The following is a 20,332-nucleotide window of genomic DNA, read 5'->3' as shown; positions in this document are numbered from 1 at the left end:
GGTCACGCAGTTTCACATTGGATAGGCTGGGGCGTTTCCGGCGGATGCGCCGTGTGCGCAACCTTGCAACCTTGTCCTTGGTTGTGTTGGGGCCGGTTCTGGCGATGGCAACCTATCTGGCGTTGGGTCCATTGGGGCAGGGCGCCAATACCTTTGGGCTGCGCCTCATCCTGCTGACCGATCTTGTGTATGTCCTGCTGGTCGCTGCGCTGGTTCTGTCACAAGTCGCCCGTCTGATCGCGGCGCGGCGGGCCAAATCCGCCGGATCGCGCTTGCACCTGCGCCTCACCGGGGTGTTTGCCCTTATGGCCCTGATCCCCACGGTCAGTGTGGCGGTCTTTGCTGGTCTGACGGTGAATGTGGGCCTTGAGGGATGGTTTTCGGACCGGGTGCGCAGTGTGGTTGGCAATTCGCTGGCCGCCGCGCAGGCCTATGAAACCGAACAACGCGAAGACCTGATCGCGGATGCCCGCACGCTCGCCCGCAGCATCGACAACGCCCGCAAGAAAGGCATCAACCTCAGCGACAGCGCCCTTCTGGGCGAAGGCCAGCGGCAAATTCAAAGAGGTCTGCGCGAAGCCTATCTTATTGATGGAACTGCCCAAATTCGCGCCCGTGGCAACCGGTCCTATCTGTTTGATTATGAACAACCAGACCTCGCCCAGATAGAGACCGCCAGCGCCGATGGTGTGCTGATCATTGAGGATTGGACGAACAACGAATTTCGCGCGCTCGTGCCAATGGAAAGCTTTGTCGATCGCTATCTCTACGTCAGCCGCGAAGTTGATGGCGAGATCCTGTCGCTGCTTGATGAAACCAAGGAAACCGTCCGCCTCTACCAACAACTCGAAGCGGATCGCGGGCGGCTGTTGTTTGAGTTTGCCCTTGTTTATCTGGGCTTTGCGGTGATTCTGATCCTGGCGGCGGTCTGGCTTGGCCTGTGGTTTGCCGAACGTCTGTCTGGACCTGTCGGGCGGCTCACGGGGGCGGCGCAGCAGGTCGGCGCTGGCGATCTGTCCGTTCAGGTGCGCGAAGAAGAAGGCGATGACGAAATCGCGATGCTGGGGCGGTATTTCAACCAGATGACCCGCCAGCTCAGCGGTCAGCGTGAAACCCTGCTCGACAACACACGGCAGATTGAACGCCGCCGCCGGTTGTTTGATTCCGTGCTCAGTTCTGTCACATCCGGTGTCGTGGGGCTTGATCCAGAGGGGCGCGTGGCCTTTGTGAACCGTTCCGCCAAGCGGCTTCTGGATTGGCATGAGGATCAGCAATCGCTGGCGTTGGCCGTTGCGGTCCCTGAATTCGGCCCGTTGTTCGAGACCCTTACCTCTGGCGGCGGGACCGCCGTTCAGGGCGAGGTCAAGGTCTCGCGGCAGGGGACGCAGGAAAACCTGTTGGTGCGCATGGCCCCGCGACGGTCTGATGATGGCCGTCTGGAGGGCTACGTGGTGGCCTTTGACGATGTGACCGATCTGGTCAGCGCCCAACGGATGGCCGCATGGGGCGATGTCGCGCGGCGCATTGCCCATGAGATCAAGAACCCGCTGACCCCCATCCAGCTCAGCGCCGAACGCATCCGGCGCAAGTTTGCCCCCAAACTGGGCGAGGACAGCGACACATTGGAACAGATGACAGGGGTGATCATCCGCCAGACCGGCGATCTGCGCCGGATCGTGGATGAGTTCAGCAAATTCGCCCGCATGCCCGAGCCGGAAACCTCCGATCAGGATCTGACCCAACTGGTGCGCGACGCGGTGTTCTTGCAGCAGGCTGGCCAGCCGGAAGTCAAGATCGTCTCAGACCTGCCTGATAGGCCGGTGGTCGCGCAGATCGATGCGACGATGATCTCACAAGCCCTGACCAACCTGATTAAGAATGCCGGAGAAGCCATTGAATCCTTATCCAAAAAAGGCACGCAGGATGATCTTTCCCCAAGGATCGAAGTGACCTTGACCTGCACCGACAACACTGCTCGCCTGACCATTGCGGACAACGGGATCGGCCTGCCCGAAGATCGCGCCCGCCTGTTTGAACCCTATGTGACCACCCGCAGTGAAGGCACCGGCCTTGGCCTGCCCATCGTTAAGAAAATTATTGAAGAACACGGCGGCACATTAACCCTCGAAAACGCGCCAGTATTTGACGGGCAAACCCATTTTGGCGCAATGGCGGTCATTTCCCTGCCCATCGCGCCATCAAGTGACAGTAATGAGAATAGAATGGAGACAACGCATGAGTGACATTCTGATTGTAGACGACGAACGCGATATCCGCGAATTGATCTCGGACATCCTGATTGACGAAGGGTTTGCCACCCGCCTGGCCGGGAATTCCGACGATGCGATGAAGGAGATCACATCAGAGCCACCGGCGCTGATGATCCTCGATATCTGGCTCAAGGACAGCCAGATGGACGGCATTGACATCCTCAAGGCGGTGAAACGGGATTACCCCGATGTGCCGGTGGTGATCATCTCCGGCCATGGCAATATCGAGATCGCGGTCGCGGCGATCAAACAGGGCGCTTACGACTTCATTGAAAAGCCGTTCAATATCGATCAGTTGCTGGTCGTGATCCGCCGTGCCATGGAAACCTCACGCCTGCGCCGCGAGAATCTCACGCTCAAGAAGCGCGATGTCTCCAGCGCGGAAATGCTTGGCAATTCAGCGGCTTATCGCGCGTTGATCGGTCAACTTGATAAAGTGACCAAATCCAACGGCCGGGTCATGCTGACCGGCCCCGCCGGGTCAGGCAAGGAGATTGCCGCGCGCTATATCCATGCCCATTCCAACCGCGCCTCGGCACCTTTTGTCACTGTCAATTGCGCGGGCGTCGAGCCTGACCGGATGGAAGAAATGCTTTTTGGCCGAGAAGGTGGTGATCGCGGGATCGAGCCGGGGTTGCTCGAACAGGCCCATGGCGGCGTGATCTATTTTGACGAGGTCGCGGATATGCCGCTGGGCACCCAGTCGAAAATTCTGCGGGTCCTGGTGGACCAGCAATTTACCCGCGTCGGCGGGAACGACAAACTGCGGGTGGATCTGCGGGTGATCTCCAGCACCAACCGCGATCTGACCGCCGCCATCCGCGATGAAACCTTCCGCGAGGAGCTTTATCACCGCCTCAACGTGGTGCCGATTGCCGTGCCATCCCTCGAAGAGCGCCGCGAGGACATCCCGCTTCTGGCAGATCATTTCATTGCCGAATGCAACGCCACCCAAGGTCTTCCCTTGCGCAGTCTGTCCGATGACGCCATTGCCCTGATGCAAACGATGGTCTGGCCGGGCAACGTGCGCCAGTTGAAAAACCTTGTGGAACGGGTGTTGATCCTTGGCGACGGCACCGGACCGATCGAGGCCCGCGAACTGCCCGGAGAAGAGGACAAGGGCGAGGATGACGGCCGCGTTGTGCTCTCCGGCGCTCTGGCAACCCTGCCGCTGCGCGAGGCCCGCGAGGCGTTCGAACGCGAATATCTTCTGACACAGATCAACCGGTTTGGCGGCAATATTTCGCGGACGGCCAATTTTGTCGGCATGGAGCGCTCCGCCTTGCACCGCAAACTCAAATCGCTCGGGGTGGTCACCTCCGCCAAATCCGGCGTGCGCGTGGCCCATGTGGATGAGGAAAGCGAGGCAGAGGGCTGATTCTTCTCCCTTTCTGGCCCTAAATACTCCGGGGGTGCGGGGGGCTGGCCCCCCGCCGATCCGCCCCAAGCGCTTAGGTTTCTGGTCGCTTACCCGCGTGCAACAATCTGAAAACTTCCATCGCGGTTGCGGATCACACAGGACTTTGGCGTCAGCGTCGGCAAGGTCCGCGTTTTGCCCACAGTCGCGGCCTTGGCCACATGGTCCGGACAGGGCGGGATCGACACGGGCGCATAGCCCTTGTCGGCCATACATTGCCCCTCCACCCGCTTGCGCAGCCCGTCATTGGGATCAAATGTGATGGTTTCACCGGGAATCACATACCCGGGCACAATGGTGCAATTCCCCGCAGAATCGCAGCGTTTGTAGGCTGGTACAAACTCCGGGGGGGTGCGCCGCACCTGAACCGATGCCGGCACATCGCGCAGCGCCTTTACCTCACAGGCCGTGGTGTCGCGGTTGAGCCGGTCAACGCTGACGCCGGCGCGGTAATAGGTGTTCAGCGGCGCACAGGCGGTCACGGTGGCCAGCGCGATCACAAGAAGGGTGATTTTCTGTTGCATGGCATCAGTTTGCACCGGACCGCGCGTCATGACAATCGCTTGACCCTTGCTTTGGGCGCTGTCATGCCCTCTAACCGACATCAGACCGTGCAGCCTTTGGGCCGCACAAACAGCGTGAGGACGCCATCATGAAAGTGATCATTTGTGGTGCAGGGCAGGTGGGCTGGCAAATCGCCCGCCATCTGAGCGGTGAGCGCAATGATGTGACCGTTGTCGACAACAACGCCGATCTGGTGCGCCGCGCCACGGATACGCTCGATGTGCAGGGCATTGCAGGTTTTGCAAGCTATCCCGATGTGCTTGACCGGGCCGGCGCCCGCGACGCCGAGATGATCATCGCCGCCACCCATTCCGATGAGGTCAACATGGTGACCTGTCAGGTGGCCCACTCGGTTTTTGGGATCAACCGCAAGATTGCCCGCCTGCGCAGCCAATCCTATCTGGATGCGATCTATTCCGATCTCTACCGCCGCGATCATATGCCCATCGATGTGGTGATCAGCCCCGAAAAAGAAGTTGCCAATGCCGCGCTGTTGCGCCTTTCGGCCCCGGCTGCCTTTGACACAGAGGTGTTCATGGACGGCAAGGCACATCTGCTGGGTATCACTCTGGATGCCGATTGCCCGGTGGTGAACACGCCTCTGCGTCAGTTGACGGACCTTTTTTCAACCCTGCGGGCCGTTGTGGTGGGCGTGCGCCGCGATGGCACGCTCTTTGCCCCTGAATCCAAGGACCAGCTTTTTGTCGGGGACGATTGTTATCTTTTCTGCCACCGCGACGACATTCCGCGCACGATGGAAATCTTTGGTAAAAAAACCTCCAAGCAGGAACGGGTGGTTCTGGTGGGCGGCGGCAACGTGGGCCTGACCGTGGCGCAGCACCTGGAATCCGACGCGCGGCGTATTCGCACCAAGATCATCGAGAAAAGCCGCCGCTGCGCTGAAAAGGCCGCCGAAGCTTTGGAGCGCACCATTGTTCTGAACGGTGATGGTCTGGATGCGGCCCTGTTGGCCGAGGCCGGGATTGCCCGTGCCGACGCCATGCTGGCGGTCACAGATGACGACAAAACCAACATGCTGGCCTGTGTGCGGGCCAAGGCGGAGGGGTGCCATTACGTGATTGCCCTGATCAACGATCCGACGCTGGTGCCGCTGATGACGCCGCTGGGTATTGACGCCTATATCAACCCCCGCGCCACGACGGTCAGTTCGATCCTGCGCCACATCCGACATGGCCGGGTGCGGGCGGTCTATTCCATTGGCGATGCCGAAGCCGAGGTGATCGAGGCCGAAGTGTTGTCCACATCGCCCATGGCGGGCCAGCTGGTCAGTGAGATTGATTTTCCCGAAGGTGTCCTGATGGGGATGGTCCGCAAGGGCGACGAGGTGATCCGCCCCAAAGGCAGCACCCGCATCGACGAGGGGGATGTGATTGTCCTGTTTACATTGGCCAAGGACGTGCCACAGGTCGAGCAGCTGATGCAGGTTTCCATCGACTTTTTCTAACCGCAAAAGGACAGAACGCCCTTGCGCCGTCAAAGCTACATCCGTGCTGAACTCGTGAAACTGCCGCTGTTCCTGTTGTTGTTCGGGGCGGCCTCGGTTTCGATGATTGTGCCGGCCCTGCATGGGCTGGCGGTCAATGATCACGCAGCCTCTCGGGCATTCTTTTACGCTGGGCTGTTGGGCACGGTGGTCTTTGTTCTGCTGGCAGTGGCTTTGTCCGGCCGGCCTGCGCGCTCCACGGCCTTGGGGCCGCTGATCTCGCTGTTCTCCGCCTTTGTGTTTCTACCGCTGGTGCTTGCCGTGCCCTTTATCGAAGCCTTGCCCACCACGCGGTTTCTGCATGCTTATTTTGAGATGGTCAGCGCCATCACCACCACCGGGGCGACGATGTTTGACGATCCGGGCCGCCTCAGCGGGACGTTGCATCTTTGGCGGGCGCAGGTTGGCTGGATGGGCGGTTTGCTGATGTGGGTGGCCGCATCTGCGATTTTGGCGCCGCTGCATTTGGGCGGTTTTGAGGTCACGGCACAGGCCGAGCCGGGCCATATTGACCCCGAAGCCAGCGGCCGCATGGCCCCGATTGACCCGCGCGAGCGGCTGCTCAGGGTCTCGCGGGCGTTGCTGCCGATCTATGCCGGTCTGACGCTGCTGCTGTGGTTGCTGCTTCTGGCCGGAGGCGCCGCCCCGTTGACAGCGCTTTGCCATGCGATGTCTGTGATGGCGACCTCGGGCATTTCGCCGGTGGGCGGTGTGGAGCAGGCCCAGACCGGCCTCACGGGCGAGGTGGTTATGGTGCTGTTCATGCTGTTTGCTCTGTCGCGGCTGACCTTTTCCAAAGACACGGTGACGGCAACCCAGGGCGGATTGCTGACCGATCCGGAATTCCGCATCGGCGTCTTTGTGGTGATCGCAGTGCCATTGATCCTGTTCGGGCGACATTTTCTGGGGGCTTTTGATGTGGCCGCGATGGAAAACCTGACCCAAGCCGGCTACGCGCTTTGGGGCGCGGTCTTTACGGTGATGTCCTTCCTGACCACCACGGGCTTTGTGTCTGAACACTGGGGGGAGGCCAAAAGCTGGTCCGGGCTGGCAACCCCGGGGCTGATCCTGATGGGGCTCGCCCTGATTGGCGGCGGCGTGGCGACGACCGCAGGCGGCGTCAAGCTGCTGCGGGTCTTTGCCCTTTACCGCAACGGCACCCGCGAGATGGAGCGTCTTGTGCACCCCTCATCGGTCAGCGGGGCAGGCCTGTCAGGCCGCAGGCTGCAAAGCAACGGGGCATTCATTGCCTGGATCTTTTTCATGCTCTTTGCCCTGTCGCTGGCCGCGGTTACGCTACTTTTGACCTTGGCTGGCACAAAATTTGAAGCCGCTTTGGTGCTGTCCGTGGCCAGCCTTTCCACCACGGGCCCGCTGGTGCAATATGCTACGGACACGCCCATCCACCTGATTGAACTCAGCCTGACAGCCAAGGCCGTGCTCTGCGGTGCGATGGTTCTGGGGCGGCTGGAAACCCTTGCGATTATTGCACTTCTGACACCGGATTTGTGGCGCACCTGACGTTGCACCTGTGGCGCACGTGACACGGCAGGGTGCGAGATAGGCAAAAATCCCTGATATGGGGCTGGAATCTCCGCATGGCGCACTTCATACTGCTCCGAATGGGGGGGTCCACGCGTGGACGCCAGCAAGAAAAAAAGCGAGAATAACCATGGCGTCAGACAGACAGAACCTTCAGGACGCGTTCCTGAACCACGTACGCAAGACCAAAGTACCGGTTACAATTTTCCTGATCAACGGTGTGAAACTGCAAGGCGTCATCACATGGTTTGACAATTTCTGTGTGTTGCTGCGCCGCGATGGCCAGTCCCAGCTTGTCTACAAACATGCGATTTCGACCATCATGCCGAGCCAGCCGATCAGCCTTTATGAGGGCGAAGACGCGTCTTGAGCCGCGCACAATTTCAAATTGACGACACGGATGGCCCGCGGGTGACCCGCGCTTGGGTGCTGCACCCGGACATCCGGTCCAATCCCGATCGCCGTGATCCCAAACCCGCCTTGGAAGAGGCGGTGTCGCTGGCGCGTGCCTTGCCGCAACTTGAGGTGGTGGGCGCCGACGTGGTGCCGCTGCGTACGGTCAGCGCTGGCATGCTGTTTGGGTCGGGCAAAATCGAGGAGGTCCATGACCAGCTTGAGGCTGCTGAGGTTGAACTGGTGCTGGTGGACGGCCCGGTCAGCCCGGTGCAACAGCGCAATCTGGAAAAGGCCTGGGGTGTGAAACTGCTGGACCGGACCGGCCTCATTCTGGAGATTTTCAGCGACCGTGCGGCAACCCGCGAGGGTGTATTGCAGGTCGAAATGGCCGCGCTGAACTATCAGCGCACGCGGCTGGTGCGGGCCTGGACCCACCTGGAACGCCAACGTGGCGGGCTGGGCTTTGTGGGCGGTCCCGGTGAGACCCAGATCGAGGCAGACCGCCGGGCCATCGATGAACAACTGGTGCGTCTGCGCCGCCAGCTGGAAAAGGTCGTGAAAACCCGCGCGCTGCATCGCGCAGCACGGGCCAAGGTGCCTTATCCGATCGTGGCGCTGGTCGGCTATACCAACGCAGGAAAGTCGACGCTTTTCAACCGGTTGACCGGCGCAGATGTGATGGCGAAAGACATGCTGTTTGCCACGCTGGACCCCACGATGCGGTCTCTGGTGCTGCCGGATGGGCCGGAAATTATCCTCAGCGACACGGTTGGTTTCATCAGCGATCTGCCGACCGAATTGGTCGCGGCCTTCCGCGCGACGCTTGAAGAGGTGCTTGCCGCAGATATCATCTGTCATGTGCGCGATATTTCCCATGATGAGACCGAGGAACAGGCCCGCGACGTACTTGAAATCCTGACCTCTCTTGGGGTGCCGGAGGAGACGCGGACCTTCGAGATCTGGAACAAAATTGATCAACTGACGCCAGAGGCCGCCGACGCCATGCGCCAGCGGGCCGAGCGGGATGAGAACGTTCTGGCGATCTCTGCCATCACCGGCGAGGGGCTGGACGCGTTGCAGGCCGTGATCGCCGAGGCATTGCAAGGGGCCGTGCGCGATGCAGACCTGACGCTGGGTTTTTCCGAAGGCAAGAAACGTGCGTGGCTCTTTGCGCAGGACGTGGTCCAAGAAGAGCGCCAGACCGAGGACGGGTTCGAGATGACCGTGCGCTGGTCAGCCCAACAAGAGGCGCAGTTTCAGCGTTTGTGAGCCAAGAATTTTGAAAATTCTTGTTCGGAAAAATTGAAATTTTCCGGCCCCTTGAGATTTTCTGTCATTTTATTGTGAGAGCGGGCTAGGGGGCCAGCCCCCGTCCTGCGGACTCCCCCGGAATATTTTGGGCCAAAAAGGGAACGGAGGTCAGGCGCCGGTTTCGCTGGCCCAACGCCATGTGCCGGGGCGCAGTGCATTCAGGTGCCAAGCGCCGATCTGGCTGCGGATCAGCCGCAATGTCGGCAGGCCGACATGGGCGGTCATGCGGCGCACCTGTCTGTTACGGCCCTCGCGGATGGTGATTTCCAGCCAGGCGTCCGGTACGGATTTGCGAAAGCGCACGGGTGGGTCGCGCTCCCACAGGTCTGCGGGCGGATCGATCTGGGTGATGGTGGCCGGGGCGGTCTTGCCATCCTTGAGCGTAACGCCTTTGCGCAGAGCGTCCAAGGCGGCCGCGTCCGGTGTGCCTTCGACCTGGACCAGATAGGTTTTTGGGCGTTTGTATTTTGGATGGGCGATGCGGGCCTGCAGGGCGCCGTTGTCGGTGAGCACCAGCAGACCTTCGCTGTCTTTGTCGAGGCGTCCAGCAGGGTAGAAGCCCGGCTCGTCAATGAACCCCGAAAGGGTGGGACGTGCACTGCCCTCGGTGCCTTTGTCGGTGAATTGCGACAGCACGCCATAAGGTTTGTTGAAAAGGATCACGCGATTCATGGGGTCTCCGGCGTCAGGATCGTGATGCCAACCGAGGCAGCGCGGGCCAGATCAGCGTCCAGCGACATCGGGATATATTCACCGCGCCGCCAAAGCTGTGCCAGATCGTCATAGTGGCGCGACAGGAAATGCCCCGATTGCCCGGTGGAGGTGACAAACACCGAGCTGTCTGGGTCGGCAAAGTCATAAACCCCGCGATAGCCCGCGCCATGCACATTGTGAAACGGGTCTGGATCGCTGCCTTTGGTACGGCCGCGCAGCAGGGTGTTATCGCCGCCTGAAGTGGACTGGCGGATGTTCATGAAATAGCGCAACACCGGCACATCGCCCAGCACCTGATGGTCGTGGGTGGCCTGATGCGCATCGCCCCAGCGCAGGCTCTCCAGCTCTCCGCCCCAGGTTTCGCTGATCCACAACAGGGCGTCATCGAGGGCGAGGCGGGCCATTTCCGGGCAGCTTTCGGTCTGAGCCGATTGCAGCACGTCGCACCATGCCGCCGCGCCGTTCACATCGCGGAACACCCTTTCGATAAAGAGCGGCTCAACGTGGTCAAACTCCGCTGCCAATGGGCCCAGTTCGTCCTGGATGAGCCGGTCCTGAAGCGCCCGCAGCCATGCCATGTAGATCAGCGGTTCCGGCAGGTGTTCGTTCATCTCGCCGGACCATGCCGCAAGCAGGATCAGCGCCCGCTGGCGCTGGCGTTCGGCTGTGCCTTCTGCTGCGGCCTCACCGGTGAACCACAGCTCTGCGCCGATCAGGGGCAGCAGGGACCGCGCGGTGAAGCTGACCGTGTCCAGCTGCGCCTCGATAAAGCTGTCGCGGGTGTGGACCTGCCGGGTTTGCATCAGCCGGTTCCAGCGTTGCACCCGCTGCGTATCACCCCAGACAAAGGAAACATGGTTGGGGAACGGACGGTCCACGGTCTTGTTATTGGTATTGCCCAGAATGCCCCCTGCGGGCGCGACAAATTCGGGGTTGGCGGTATAGGGCAGCATGCCTTGCCAACGGTTTGCCGCGATCCAGCCCGGTGAGGGCATGCGCCCCTGGCTTTGATGATCCGCATCGCGGCGTGGCATCGCGCCGATGGTTTTCATCGCAATCTTGCTTCGGTCCACCAGCGTCAGGTTCTGCGCCGGTGCGATATAGCTTTGGGCGGCTTCAATCGCTTGCTCAACGGTTTTGGCCTCCATCACACCCATCGCGGCGTCCAGCGTGGTGTCCCGCCCGCTCAGCACTGTCCAGTTGACCGAGGCCACGTGGCCCGGCGGGGTGACCGCGGCCAGATTGTAGTGACTGCCCGGCAGCAGTGGGCCATTGTCGGTCCAGCGCAGGGTCAGGGTAACGGGATCTGCATCCTTGACCGTGATGATGGAAGAGCGTGTGCGGAATTGTTTGAACCCTGTTGGCGTGCGGTACTCCTGCGGGTTTTCGGGGTTCAGTTCTTCGATATAGACGTCCTGATCATCGACATAGGCCGAGGTCAGCCCCCAGCCCAAATCGGCGCTGCGCCCAGTCATCACGGCGGGCATGCCGGGGATTGTGCCGCCGATCACCCCGCCCGATTGCAGCTCAAGCCGGGCCAGATACCAGATGGCCGGTGCGGTGAAGCCAAGATGCGGATCATTGGCCAGCAAGGTGCCGCCGGAGGCCGAGCGCGAGGGGGCTGCCGCCCAGGCGTTTGATGCGCCCGCAAAAGCCATATGTTTGAAAGGCGACAACGGGTGCGGATCCAGCGGGATGTTGGCTGAAAATTGTCTGGTACCGGGCACAAGGGCGGCGTATTCCGGCAGGGCTGCCACGCCGGTTCCGGGCGCATCGGGCAGGATATCGGACAGCCGGTCCGCGTCCGGCAGGGCCAGAGAGCTGCGCGCGCGGATCACCTCGGCCTCCAGATGGCCCGAAAGCTGCAAGCCCATCAGCTTACCGATGGCCACGGAATCTGCCGGACGCCAAGGCGCCATGGGCGCGTTGAAGAGCAGCATTTCAGGCGCACCGCGCCCCAGGGCTTCGGTATTGATCTGTGTCAGGCGGGCGTTTACGCCTGCGGAATAGGCCTCAAGCGCGGAGCGGGTTTCGGGCGCCAGAGCCTCAACCGATTGCACAGAAAGCGTATAGATATCAAAGCGTCGCAGCAGCTTATCAATGTTCAGCGTGGCACTGCCGTAGACCTCGCTCAGCCGTCCTTGCGCGGTGCGGCGCAGATTGATCATCTGCCACATGCGGTCCTGCGCATGGGCAAATCCCAGACCAAAGAAAACATCCGCATCTGACTGGCCAAAGATATGCGGCACATTGGCGTTGTCGCGGACGATTTCGACCTCTGCGCCCAGCCCGCGCACCGCCACCTGGTCATCGTAATCGGGCAGGGACCGTGCGGCGATCCAATAGACCAAGGTCACGCTCAGCACGCTCAACACGATCAACAAGACAGCAAGCCGGACCAGCCAGCGAAAGATGAGGGCCATTGAACGCTCCGATAAGGCGGCACCGATTGACCAAGGCGCACGAGGTGTTAGGTATCTAATCGCAATAGCGCAACTGGCAGACAAGGAAAAGCAGATGGCAAAGCTCGCATTTTTGGGACTTGGAGTAATGGGCGCGCCCATGGCAGGGCATCTGCAAAAGGCCGGGCATGAGGTCACGGTTTACAACCGCACCGCGTCCAAGGCCGAAGATTGGGCCAAGACCTATGGCGGGCAGGCAGCGGCGACCCCGCGCGAGGCTGCGCAAGGCGCCGAATGTGTGATGGCCTGTGTGGGCAATGATGATGATCTGCGGTCCGTCTGCGTCGGCGACGATGGGGCGTTTGCCGGAATGGACGCGGGGGCCATCTTTGTCGACCACACCACCGTTTCGGCCGCTGTCACACGAGAGCTTTATGCAGCGGCGGATGCGGCGCAAATCTCATTTGTGGATGCACCGATTTCCGGCGGGCAGGCGGGTGCGGAAAATGCCCAGCTGTCCATCATGTGCGGCGGTGATCAGGGCGCGTTTGATCGCGCGTTGCCGGTGATGGAGGTTTATTCCAAGATTTGCCGCCGCATCGGGGATAGCGGCGCGGGCCAGATGACCAAGATGTGCAACCAGATTGCCATCGCCGGTGTGGTGCAAGGCCTGTCCGAAGCGCTGCATTTTGCCGAGAAGGCCGGGCTGGACGGACGTGCCGTTGTCGAAGTGATCAGCCAGGGCGCGGCTGGATCATGGCAGATGGCCAATCGCTATGAGACCATGCTGGACAACGAATTTGACCACGGCTTTGCGGTGGATTGGATGCGTAAGGATCTGGGGATTTGTCTGGACACAGCCGATGAAACCGGAGCCAGCCTGCCGATCACCGCGCTGGTGGATCAGTTCTACAAAGACGTGCAGAAAATCGGCGGCGGGCGCTGGGACACCTCCAGCCTGATCCAGCGGTTGCGGGCCCTGGACGGAACCCAAGACACTTAACCCTTTGCAAAGGTTTCTTTGACATCAGGGGGGCAGTTTCGGGAGATTTTCCATGACCGCTGCCCCCTCTCACGCTGCCCAAGACCCAAGTGGGTTTGAATCCCGGCATTTCGGCATCGACGATATCTTTTATTCGCGGACCGATCGCCGGGGGATCATTCTGGCGGCAAATGCGGTGTTTCAGCGGGTGTCGGTCTACGATTGGGCCGATCTGATCGGCGCACCTCACAATGTGATCCGCCACCCCGATATGCCGCGCGGTGTCTTTCATCTCATGTGGTCGATGTTGGCAGATGGGAAACCGTTCTGCGGCTATATCAAGAACAAGGCCGAAGACGGCAGTCACTATTGGGTGCTTGCCGTGGCTTGTCCGTCGGAGGAGGGGTTTGTCTCTGTTCGGATCAAACCAGGCAGCCAGATGTTTCGCCAGGCGCAGCAGATGTACATCGATCTGTGCCATCGTGAGCGGAACGAGGGTCTTTCGCCCGAGGCCAGCAGTGCCGCTTTCTTGACCGCTGTCCAAATGGCAGGTCACGGCGATTACGACAGTTTCATGACCCAAGCCTTGACCGAGGAAACCAGACAGCGCGACATCGCCTTGCAACGGCCAGTGGACTGGCGGCTCAGGTCAATTCTCTCCATCAAGGAAGGCGTGAAGCAAATCGAAGATCATGCCGGTGACGTGGTGCGGATCTTCAAACAGACCAACCAGATCCCCTATAATATGCGCCTTCAGGCAGGCCGGCTGGAGGGAACAGACGGGCCGATCAGTGTGATTTCAAACAACCACCGCCAAATGACGCAATCCTTGGCCGATGCGGTTGCGACATTCAGTGAGAAATCATTGCTCGGAAATGATTATCTGTTGCAGGCCGAGTTTTTGCATGGGGTCTCGCGGGTGCAAGATGATCTGCTGCAACACTTTGCTGTTGAGCCTGTGATCGAAGGGCAGGACAAACCCCACGAAATGGCCTTGTTGTCGGGCCAGCAGTCGGATTTCATCTGCAAGGCGCATAAGGCAGTGGTGGAAGTGTCCGACAGGGTCTGCGCGTTTTCAAAGATTTGCAATGATGTCAGACGCTTGAAAGCGGGTTTGGAAATGACACGGGTGATGTGCAAGATCGAACGCTCGCGCATCGCGGAACGGGTCGATGGGCTTGATGAAATCGTCCAGCAGTTGGGCAAGGCGCAGACCGATCTCGATGACCTGCTGAGCAAGATGGACGGTGCGGTGCAGCAGATACTTGAGGCGGCGGAACGGTTGACGCAATCCCGGCAGAAGGCCGCATAGCGCCTTCCGCCGGTGATCTGTAATCAGGGGATAATGCGCGTGTATTTCGTGCCCTCAAGGGTGGCACCGATCCGCAGACCGGCGCGGCCAAAGACCGCCGCCAAAACCGGCGCAAGTGCGGTTGTGGTCTCTGCCGCGACGCTGTCACCCTTGTCAGAGATCACGTATTCCAGATCGGCCCCCGCCGCCCAACCGGGCGCACGGCGGAAATCGCCAAGCGCTTCTTCGGTCATGAAGAACAGAACATGGGCATATTGCTGTGCGCCGATCTGCAACCCGCCAGAGGCTTTGGCGACCGAATAATAGTCCACGGTGATGTCATTGACGCGCAAGGCACCGCGCCCGTAGGCACCGCCAAGGCCCAAACCGGCCTCCGTGACCAGCGGCATCACCAGCATCCCGTTGGCCTTGGCCGCCAGTTGCTGTGTGTTGGGGAAGCTGCGGTACATTTCGTTGATCGTCGCATCGACCCGCGCGTCAATGGTCTGCGGTCCGCGCCCGCCAATACCGTTGCCGCAGGCCGCGACGGCCCCGACAGACGCCATTGCGCCGAGGGTAAACGCACGCCGTGAATAAATCGGATTGCTCATTTGATTTGCCTGTTTGTTGCCTGATGCCGGTTTTTCCGACTTGAGCGCAATCATAGGCGGGTTTTCGCCCCTTGTCATGCGCTTTAGACCCATGGGCGAAATGGTGCCGCTGGGGGACCGATCAGATCGCGGCGAAGAGGGGCGCCATCTCTACGCTTTCCCCCTGCGGCCCGCTCACCCTCCGTTCAGGATCCGTGCCGCTGCAGGGGCGAAATAGGTCAAAACCCCGTCACATCCGGCCCGCTTGAACGCCATCAGGCTTTCCATCATCACCCGTTCCTCATCGATCCAGCCGTTTTGGGCGGCAGCCTTGATCATGCTGTATTCGCCAGACACCTGATAGGCGAATGTGGGTGCGCCAAACTGATCTTTGACCCGGCGGCAAATGTCCAAATAAGGCTGGCCCGGCTTGACCATGACCATATCCGCACCCTCTGCCAGATCCCGCGCCACCAGACGCAGCGCCTCGTCCGAATTGGCAGGGTCCATCTGATAGGTCTTTTTGTCGCCCGTGAGCGCACCCGAAGCGCCAACCGCATCGCGGAAGGGACCGTAAAATGCAGAGGCATATTTGGCTGCATAGCTAAGGATCGCAACGGAGGAATGCCCCGCGCCCTCAAGCGCGGACCGGATCGCGCCAATCCGGCCATCCATCATATCCGAAGGGCCAATGATATCCGCGCCGGCTTCGGCCTGGCTCAGGGCCATCTTGACCAAAGCCTCAACGGTGCGATCGTTGACGATGATACCATCCTCCACAAACCCGTCGTGGCCGTTGATGTTATAGGTATCAAGCGCCACATCGCTCATCACGGCGATATGGGGATAGGCTTGCTTGATGGCCGCGATAGCGCGGTTGGCCGGGTTCTGCGGATCCCAGGCACCGGCGCAATCCTCGGTCCGGTCCTCAAGTCCGGTATAGGGAAACACGCAAATCGCACCGATCCCCAGTGCATCGGCCTCGGCTGCGGCCTCCACCACCTTGTCCACACTGCGGCGCATCACACCGGGCATGGAGGGCACAGGTTCCACAATGCCATTTCCGGCACGCACAAAAATCGGCCAAATCAGATCACCGACCTCAAGCGCATTTTCCCGCACCAAGGCCCGCATGGCAGGGGAAACACGGCTCCGGCGCAGGCGTGTGGCGGGGAAGGGGGCGTGGACAGGGTGCATGCAAAAATACCTCAATTTGTCTTCCCCAAGGCTTGCCACGAAAAATCTGCCTCCTCAAGGCTAGGAATTGCCGGGCGGCTTGGGTATGTCCTGCGCATTCTGCCAAAGTGGATGACGACCTTGGACTGGTATCAAACTCTTTTTGAATTGATTGACATGCGCTCTTTCTCGAACCTGTGGTTCTGGATAGTGCTTGCAGTGGTCTGGTCCACGGCCAGCCATTGGGTGCTGGGCGTGCCTTATGACATGGTTCTGCGGGCGCGGCGCCATGCCGGACAGGCCGAGGTAGACCTCGAAGATATGGTGCGGATCAACGTCAATCGGTTGCTCTATATCGGACGGGTGTCCGGACTTTGGCTGCTGGGCTTTGGCTGTTTCTTTTTGACGATGCTGGTTCTGATGGGGTTTGTCTACGGCATGGAGTTTGCCCAAGCGGTGTTTCTGCTGGGCTTTCCGCTGTCCTTGATCGGGATGTTGAGCCTGTCGACAGCCCGTTTGATCCAGATGGAAGAGGCCGCTGGCGATCTGTTGCACAAGCGGCTGATGCGGCACCGGCTTTACACGCAAATTATCGGTATGATCTCGATTTTCGTGACCGCGCTTTGGGGCATGTACCAGAACATGACCATTGGCGCACTTGGCGGTTGACTGCGCGCCCGCCCGCGCCAAGTGAGACGGTATGGCACAAAAGAGCAAACTCACCCTGTCCGGGGTTCCCGAAGGATTTGACGCCCAGGCGATCCTGACCGAAATCGGCAAAAGCGATGCGCCGGTATTGCACGTCGCGCGGGACGACAAACGCATGGCCGCGATCAAGGCCGCGCTCAGCTTTTTTGCACCTGACATGCCCGTCGTCACTTTTCCCGGCTGGGATTGCCTGCCCTATGATCGGGTGTCGCCCAATGCCGATATCTCGGCGCAGCGGATGTCGACACTGGCCGCCTTGGTGCATGGCATGCCGGAGAAATTTATTCTGCTGACCACGCTGAACGCCGCGACACAGCGGGTGCCGGCCCGCGCCATCCTGCGGGACGCAGCGTTCACTGCCCGTGTGGGGGACCGGATCGACGAGGCCGCGCTGCGCAATTTTCTGGTGCGCATGGGTTTTGTCCAAAGCCCCACGGTGATGGAGCCGGGCGATTACGCGGTGCGCGGCGGGATCATCGACATTTTCCCGCCCGGTGATCTGGGGCCGGTGCGGCTTGATCTTTTTGGGGATGTGCTGGACGGCGCGCGCCGGTTTGACGCGGCCACCCAGCGGACCACCGAAAAGCTTGATCTGGTGGAACTTGCCCCGGTCAGCGAGGTCATTCTCGATGAACCTGCCATCACCCGGTTTCGCCAAAACTACCGGATCGAATTTGGTGCCGCCGGGACCGATGATCCGCTGTATGAGGCGATCAGTGCGGGCCGCAAGCATCAAGGGGCGGAACATTGGCTGCCGTTTTTTCACGATGGCTTGGAGACCCTTTTTGACTATCTGCCGCAGGCCACGATCACGCTGGATGATCAGGTCACGCCCACACGCATCGCCCGTTGGGACAGCATTGCGGATCAATATGAAACCCGCCGTTTGGCCATGGCCAACCGCAGCCGCATGGACAGCGTCTATAAGCCCAGCCCGCCAGAGGGGCTTTACCTGACGGATGAGGCCTGGCTCTTGGCCACGCAGGATCACCGGATGATCCAGTTCAATCCATTGCCGCAGCCGACAGGCCCAAATGTTCTGGACGCAGGCGCACGGATTGGCCGCAACTTTGCACCCGAACGCCAACAGGAATCTATCAGCCTTTTTGGTGCCTTGGCGTCCCATGTGAAAGCAAAACTTCAAGACGGACCGGTGTTGATTGCCAGCTATTCCGAAGGCGCACGCGAGCGGCTCACCGGTCTGATCGAAGACGAAGGTTTGGCCGAGGCGATCCCGGTGCCCAATGCCACGCGGATCGGTAAACGCGGGTTGCATCTGGCCGTTTGGGCGCTGGAACACGGTTTCGAGGCCCCTGGCCTCACGGTGATTTCAGAGCAAGACGTGCTGGGGGACCGGTTGATCCGCGCGCCCAAGCGCAAGCGCCGCGCCGAGAACTTCCTGACCGAAGCCCAAAGCCTCAGCCCCGGTGATCTGGTGGTGCATGTCGATCACGGCATAGGGCGTTATCTGGGCATGGAGGTGGTCACCGCCGCCGGGGCCGCCCATGAATGTCTGGTGCTGGAATACGCCGAACAGGCAAAGCTGTACCTGCCGGTCGAGAACATCGAACTGCTGTCGCGCTACGGCCATGAAGAAGGGCTGCTGGATCGTCTGGGCGGCGGCGCGTGGCAGTCCAAGAAGGCCAAGCTCAAGGAACGCATCCGTGAGATGGCGGACAAGCTGATCCGGATTGCCGCCGAACGCGCCCTGCGCAAAGCGCCGGTGCTGGAGCCGCCCGCGGGCATGTGGGACGCATTCTCGGCCCGTTTTCCCTATACCGAAACCGATGATCAATTGCGGGCCATCGGCGATGTGATCGACGATCTGACCTCTGGCAACCCGATGGACCGTTTGGTCTGCGGCGATGTCGGCTTTGGCAAGACCGAAGTGGCGATGCGCGCGGCTTTTGTTGCGGCGATGTCAGGTGCGCAGGTGGCAGTGATTGCGCCCACCACCTTGCTGGCCCGCCAACACTACAAAAGCTTTGCCGAACGGTTTCGCGGCTTTCCAATCAATGTCCGACAACTCAGCCGTTTTGTCACCGCAAAAGACGCCGCATTGACCCGTGACGGGATGACCAAAGGCACCGTCGACATTGTGATCGGCACCCATGCGCTTTTGGCGAAAAACATTAGATTTCAAAATCTTGGCCTGCTCGTGATTGACGAAGAGCAGCATTTTGGCGTTGGTCACAAAGAGCGGCTCAAGCAGCTGCGCTCTGACATACATGTTCTGACCCTGACCGCGACACCCATCCCGCGCACCCTGCAATTGTCCCTCACTGGCGTGCGCGATCTGAGTATCATCGGAACGCCGCCGGTGGATCGTCTGGCGATCCGCACCTACGTCAGCGAATTTGACGCCGTGACCCTGCGCGAGGCGCTGCTGCGCGAACATTATCGTGGCGGACAAAGCTTTTACGTGGTGCCGCGCATCAGCGATCTGCCTGAAATCGAAGAATTCCTCAAAAACCAGCTGCCTGAGCTGACCTATGTGATTGCACACGGGCAAATGGCAGCGGGGGAACTCGATGACCGGATGAATGCCTTTTACGATGGCAAATTTGACATTCTGCTGGCCACCACAATTGTGGAATCCGGTCTCGATATCCCAACCGCAAACACCATGATCGTGCACCGCGCCGATATGTTTGGTCTGGCACAGCTTTACCAGATCCGGGGGCGCGTTGGTCGGTCCAAAACCCGCGCCTATGCCTATCTGACCACCAAACCGCGTGCGCGGCTGACCGCCACGGCAGAGAAGCGTCTGCGCGTGCTTGGATCCCTCGACACCCTTGGCGCGGGCTTTACGCTGGCCTCTCAGGATCTGGACATTCGCGGGGCAGGGAACCTGCTGGGCGAGGAACAATCGGGACAGATGCGCGATGTGGGTTTTGAGCTTTACCAATCCATGCTGGAAGAGGCGATTGCCAAGATCAAAGCCGGTGAGATGGAAGGGCTCTCAGAGGCCGATGATCAATGGGCGCCGCAGATCAATCTGGGCGTGCCTGTCCTGATTCCCGAGGCTTATGTGCCAGATCTGGACGTGCGTCTGGGCCTCTATCGGCGCCTGTCGGGCCTTAGCACCAAGGTGGAGTTGGAAGGGTTTGCCGCCGAACTCATTGACCGCTTTGGCAAATTGCCACGTGAGGTAAACACGCTGATGCTTGTCGTGCGGATCAAGGCCATGTGCAAACGGGCTGGCATTGCCAAGCTGGACGGCGGGCCAAAGGGGGCCACGATCCAGTTCCACAACGACAAATACGCATCGCCCGAAGGTCTGGTGAAATTCATCGAGGATCAGCGTGGGTTGGCCAAGGTGCGCGACAACAAGATCGTTGTGCGCCGCGACTGGAAGAAGGACAGCGATAAGATCAAAGGCGCCTTTGCCATCGCCCGCGATCTGGCCGAACATGTGATTGCCAAGGAAAAACAGCGCAAAAAGGTCAAGGCCTGAGCTGCGGG

Annotated in this window: 15 protein-coding genes; 10 read left to right on the top strand and 5 right to left on the bottom strand. The window is 60.3% G+C overall.

Translation table 11 applies throughout. From position 1 onward, the window contains the following. Positions 1-44: 44 nt before the first annotated feature. Together K3754_RS10165 and K3754_RS10160 are read left to right on the top strand one after the other, a co-directional pair. Positions 45-2,243 (top strand): PAS domain-containing sensor histidine kinase, encoded by a 2,199-nt coding sequence (locus K3754_RS10165; RefSeq protein ID WP_259943322.1) that lies wholly within the window; start codon positions 45-47, stop codon positions 2,241-2,243. Further along, positions 2,236-3,648 carry a sigma-54 dependent transcriptional regulator gene (locus tag K3754_RS10160; protein ID WP_203211166.1) on the top strand — a complete coding sequence of 471 codons (1,413 nt, stop codon included), beginning with the start codon at positions 2,236-2,238 and terminating at the stop codon, positions 3,646-3,648. The genes K3754_RS10165 and K3754_RS10160 overlap by 8 nt, the downstream gene beginning before the upstream one ends. An 89-nt stretch (positions 3,649-3,737) precedes the next feature. Here the strand turns inward: K3754_RS10160 and K3754_RS10155 are convergent, their stop codons facing one another. Then, positions 3,738-4,211 carry a hypothetical protein gene (locus K3754_RS10155; protein ID WP_259937005.1) on the bottom strand — a complete coding sequence of 158 codons (474 nt, stop codon included), beginning with the start codon at positions 4,209-4,211 and terminating at the stop codon, positions 3,738-3,740. A 128-nt stretch (positions 4,212-4,339) separates the two neighbouring features. Between K3754_RS10155 and trkA the strand changes: the two genes are divergently transcribed. The 4 genes from trkA (at position 4,340) to hflX (ending at position 8,962) form a co-directional block, all read left to right on the top strand. Next, the gene (trkA, locus tag K3754_RS10150) at positions 4,340-5,716 is read left to right on the top strand and encodes a Trk system potassium transporter TrkA (protein WP_203211168.1); all 1,377 of its coding nucleotides are present in this window, start codon (positions 4,340-4,342) and stop codon (positions 5,714-5,716) included. Positions 5,717-5,737: 21 nt separating this feature from the next. Then, positions 5,738-7,276 carry a TrkH family potassium uptake protein gene (locus K3754_RS10145; RefSeq protein WP_259936999.1) on the top strand — a complete coding sequence of 513 codons (1,539 nt, stop codon included), beginning with the start codon at positions 5,738-5,740 and terminating at the stop codon, positions 7,274-7,276. A 151-nt stretch (positions 7,277-7,427) separates the two neighbouring features. After that, positions 7,428-7,667, top strand: a complete 240-nt coding sequence (hfq, locus tag K3754_RS10140; RefSeq protein ID WP_007119530.1) for an RNA chaperone Hfq — start codon at positions 7,428-7,430, stop codon at positions 7,665-7,667. After that, the gene (hflX, locus tag K3754_RS10135; protein ID WP_259936967.1) at positions 7,664-8,962 is read left to right on the top strand and encodes a GTPase HflX; all 1,299 of its coding nucleotides are present in this window, start codon (positions 7,664-7,666) and stop codon (positions 8,960-8,962) included. Before hfq ends, hflX begins: the two co-directional genes overlap by 4 nt. A 150-nt stretch (positions 8,963-9,112) precedes the next feature. Here hflX and K3754_RS10130 read toward each other — a convergent pair whose 3' ends face one another. Both K3754_RS10130 and K3754_RS10125 read right to left on the bottom strand, forming a co-directional pair. Continuing rightward, positions 9,113-9,676: a pseudouridine synthase gene (locus K3754_RS10130; protein WP_259936965.1), complete on the bottom strand. Its 564-nt coding sequence runs from the start codon at positions 9,674-9,676 to the stop codon at positions 9,113-9,115. Beyond that, positions 9,673-12,141, bottom strand: a complete 2,469-nt coding sequence (locus tag K3754_RS10125) for a penicillin acylase family protein (protein WP_259936963.1) — start codon at positions 12,139-12,141, stop codon at positions 9,673-9,675. Before K3754_RS10125 ends, K3754_RS10130 begins: the two co-directional genes overlap by 4 nt. Here K3754_RS10125 and K3754_RS10120 point away from each other — a divergent pair. Together K3754_RS10120 and K3754_RS10115 are read left to right on the top strand one after the other, a co-directional pair. Next, the gene (locus tag K3754_RS10120; RefSeq protein WP_259943319.1) at positions 12,095-13,123 is read left to right on the top strand and encodes an NAD(P)-dependent oxidoreductase; all 1,029 of its coding nucleotides are present in this window, start codon (positions 12,095-12,097) and stop codon (positions 13,121-13,123) included. The two genes, K3754_RS10125 and K3754_RS10120, sit on opposite strands and share 47 nt — an antisense overlap. 52 nt (positions 13,124-13,175) lie before the next feature. After that, on the top strand, positions 13,176-14,414 hold the full coding sequence (locus K3754_RS10115) for a PAS domain-containing protein (protein WP_259936961.1): 1,239 nt from the start codon (positions 13,176-13,178) through the stop codon (positions 14,412-14,414). Between the two features lie 23 nt (positions 14,415-14,437). Here the strand turns inward: K3754_RS10115 and K3754_RS10110 are convergent, their stop codons facing one another. After that, the gene (locus K3754_RS10110) at positions 14,438-15,004 is read right to left on the bottom strand and encodes a YSC84-related protein (RefSeq protein WP_203211173.1); all 567 of its coding nucleotides are present in this window, start codon (positions 15,002-15,004) and stop codon (positions 14,438-14,440) included. A gap of 174 nt (positions 15,005-15,178) precedes the next feature. Beyond that, complete coding sequence (gene hemB / locus K3754_RS10105; protein ID WP_259936957.1) at positions 15,179-16,180, bottom strand: porphobilinogen synthase; 1,002 nt, start codon at positions 16,178-16,180, stop codon at positions 15,179-15,181. A gap of 120 nt (positions 16,181-16,300) precedes the next feature. On the opposite strand from hemB, the gene K3754_RS10100 reads away from it, so the two are divergent. Further along, positions 16,301-16,828 (top strand): component of SufBCD complex, encoded by a 528-nt coding sequence (locus tag K3754_RS10100; RefSeq protein ID WP_203212127.1) that lies wholly within the window; start codon positions 16,301-16,303, stop codon positions 16,826-16,828. Between the two features lie 31 nt (positions 16,829-16,859). Continuing rightward, entirely contained in the window at positions 16,860-20,324 is a 3,465-nt protein-coding gene (mfd, locus tag K3754_RS10095) for a transcription-repair coupling factor (RefSeq protein WP_259936956.1), read from the top strand. Positions 20,325-20,332: the final 8 nt, after the last annotated feature.

Origin of the sequence: Sulfitobacter sp. M368 (genome assembly GCF_025141875.1) — a bacterium.
In the GTDB taxonomy this organism is placed as follows: domain Bacteria; phylum Pseudomonadota; class Alphaproteobacteria; order Rhodobacterales; family Rhodobacteraceae; genus Sulfitobacter; species Sulfitobacter mediterraneus_A.
This window is presented reverse-complemented; position numbering and strand designations above follow the sequence as displayed.

Coding starts and splice junctions, on each gene's coding strand:
- mfd (WP_259936956.1), top strand. CDS start 16,860: ATGGCACAAAAGAGCAAACTCACCCTGTCCGGGGTTCCCGAAGGATTT.
- K3754_RS10125 (WP_259936963.1), bottom strand. CDS start 12,141: ATGGCCCTCATCTTTCGCTGGCTGGTCCGGCTTGCTGTCTTGTTGATC.
- K3754_RS10160 (WP_203211166.1), top strand. CDS start 2,236: ATGAGTGACATTCTGATTGTAGACGACGAACGCGATATCCGCGAATTG.
- K3754_RS10115 (WP_259936961.1), top strand. CDS start 13,176: ATGACCGCTGCCCCCTCTCACGCTGCCCAAGACCCAAGTGGGTTTGAA.
- hfq (WP_007119530.1), top strand. CDS start 7,428: ATGGCGTCAGACAGACAGAACCTTCAGGACGCGTTCCTGAACCACGTA.
- trkA (WP_203211168.1), top strand. CDS start 4,340: ATGAAAGTGATCATTTGTGGTGCAGGGCAGGTGGGCTGGCAAATCGCC.
- K3754_RS10165 (WP_259943322.1), top strand. CDS start 45: ATGCGCCGTGTGCGCAACCTTGCAACCTTGTCCTTGGTTGTGTTGGGG.
- K3754_RS10130 (WP_259936965.1), bottom strand. CDS start 9,676: ATGAATCGCGTGATCCTTTTCAACAAACCTTATGGCGTGCTGTCGCAA.
- K3754_RS10155 (WP_259937005.1), bottom strand. CDS start 4,211: ATGCAACAGAAAATCACCCTTCTTGTGATCGCGCTGGCCACCGTGACC.
- hemB (WP_259936957.1), bottom strand. CDS start 16,180: ATGCACCCTGTCCACGCCCCCTTCCCCGCCACACGCCTGCGCCGGAGC.
- K3754_RS10110 (WP_203211173.1), bottom strand. CDS start 15,004: ATGAGCAATCCGATTTATTCACGGCGTGCGTTTACCCTCGGCGCAATG.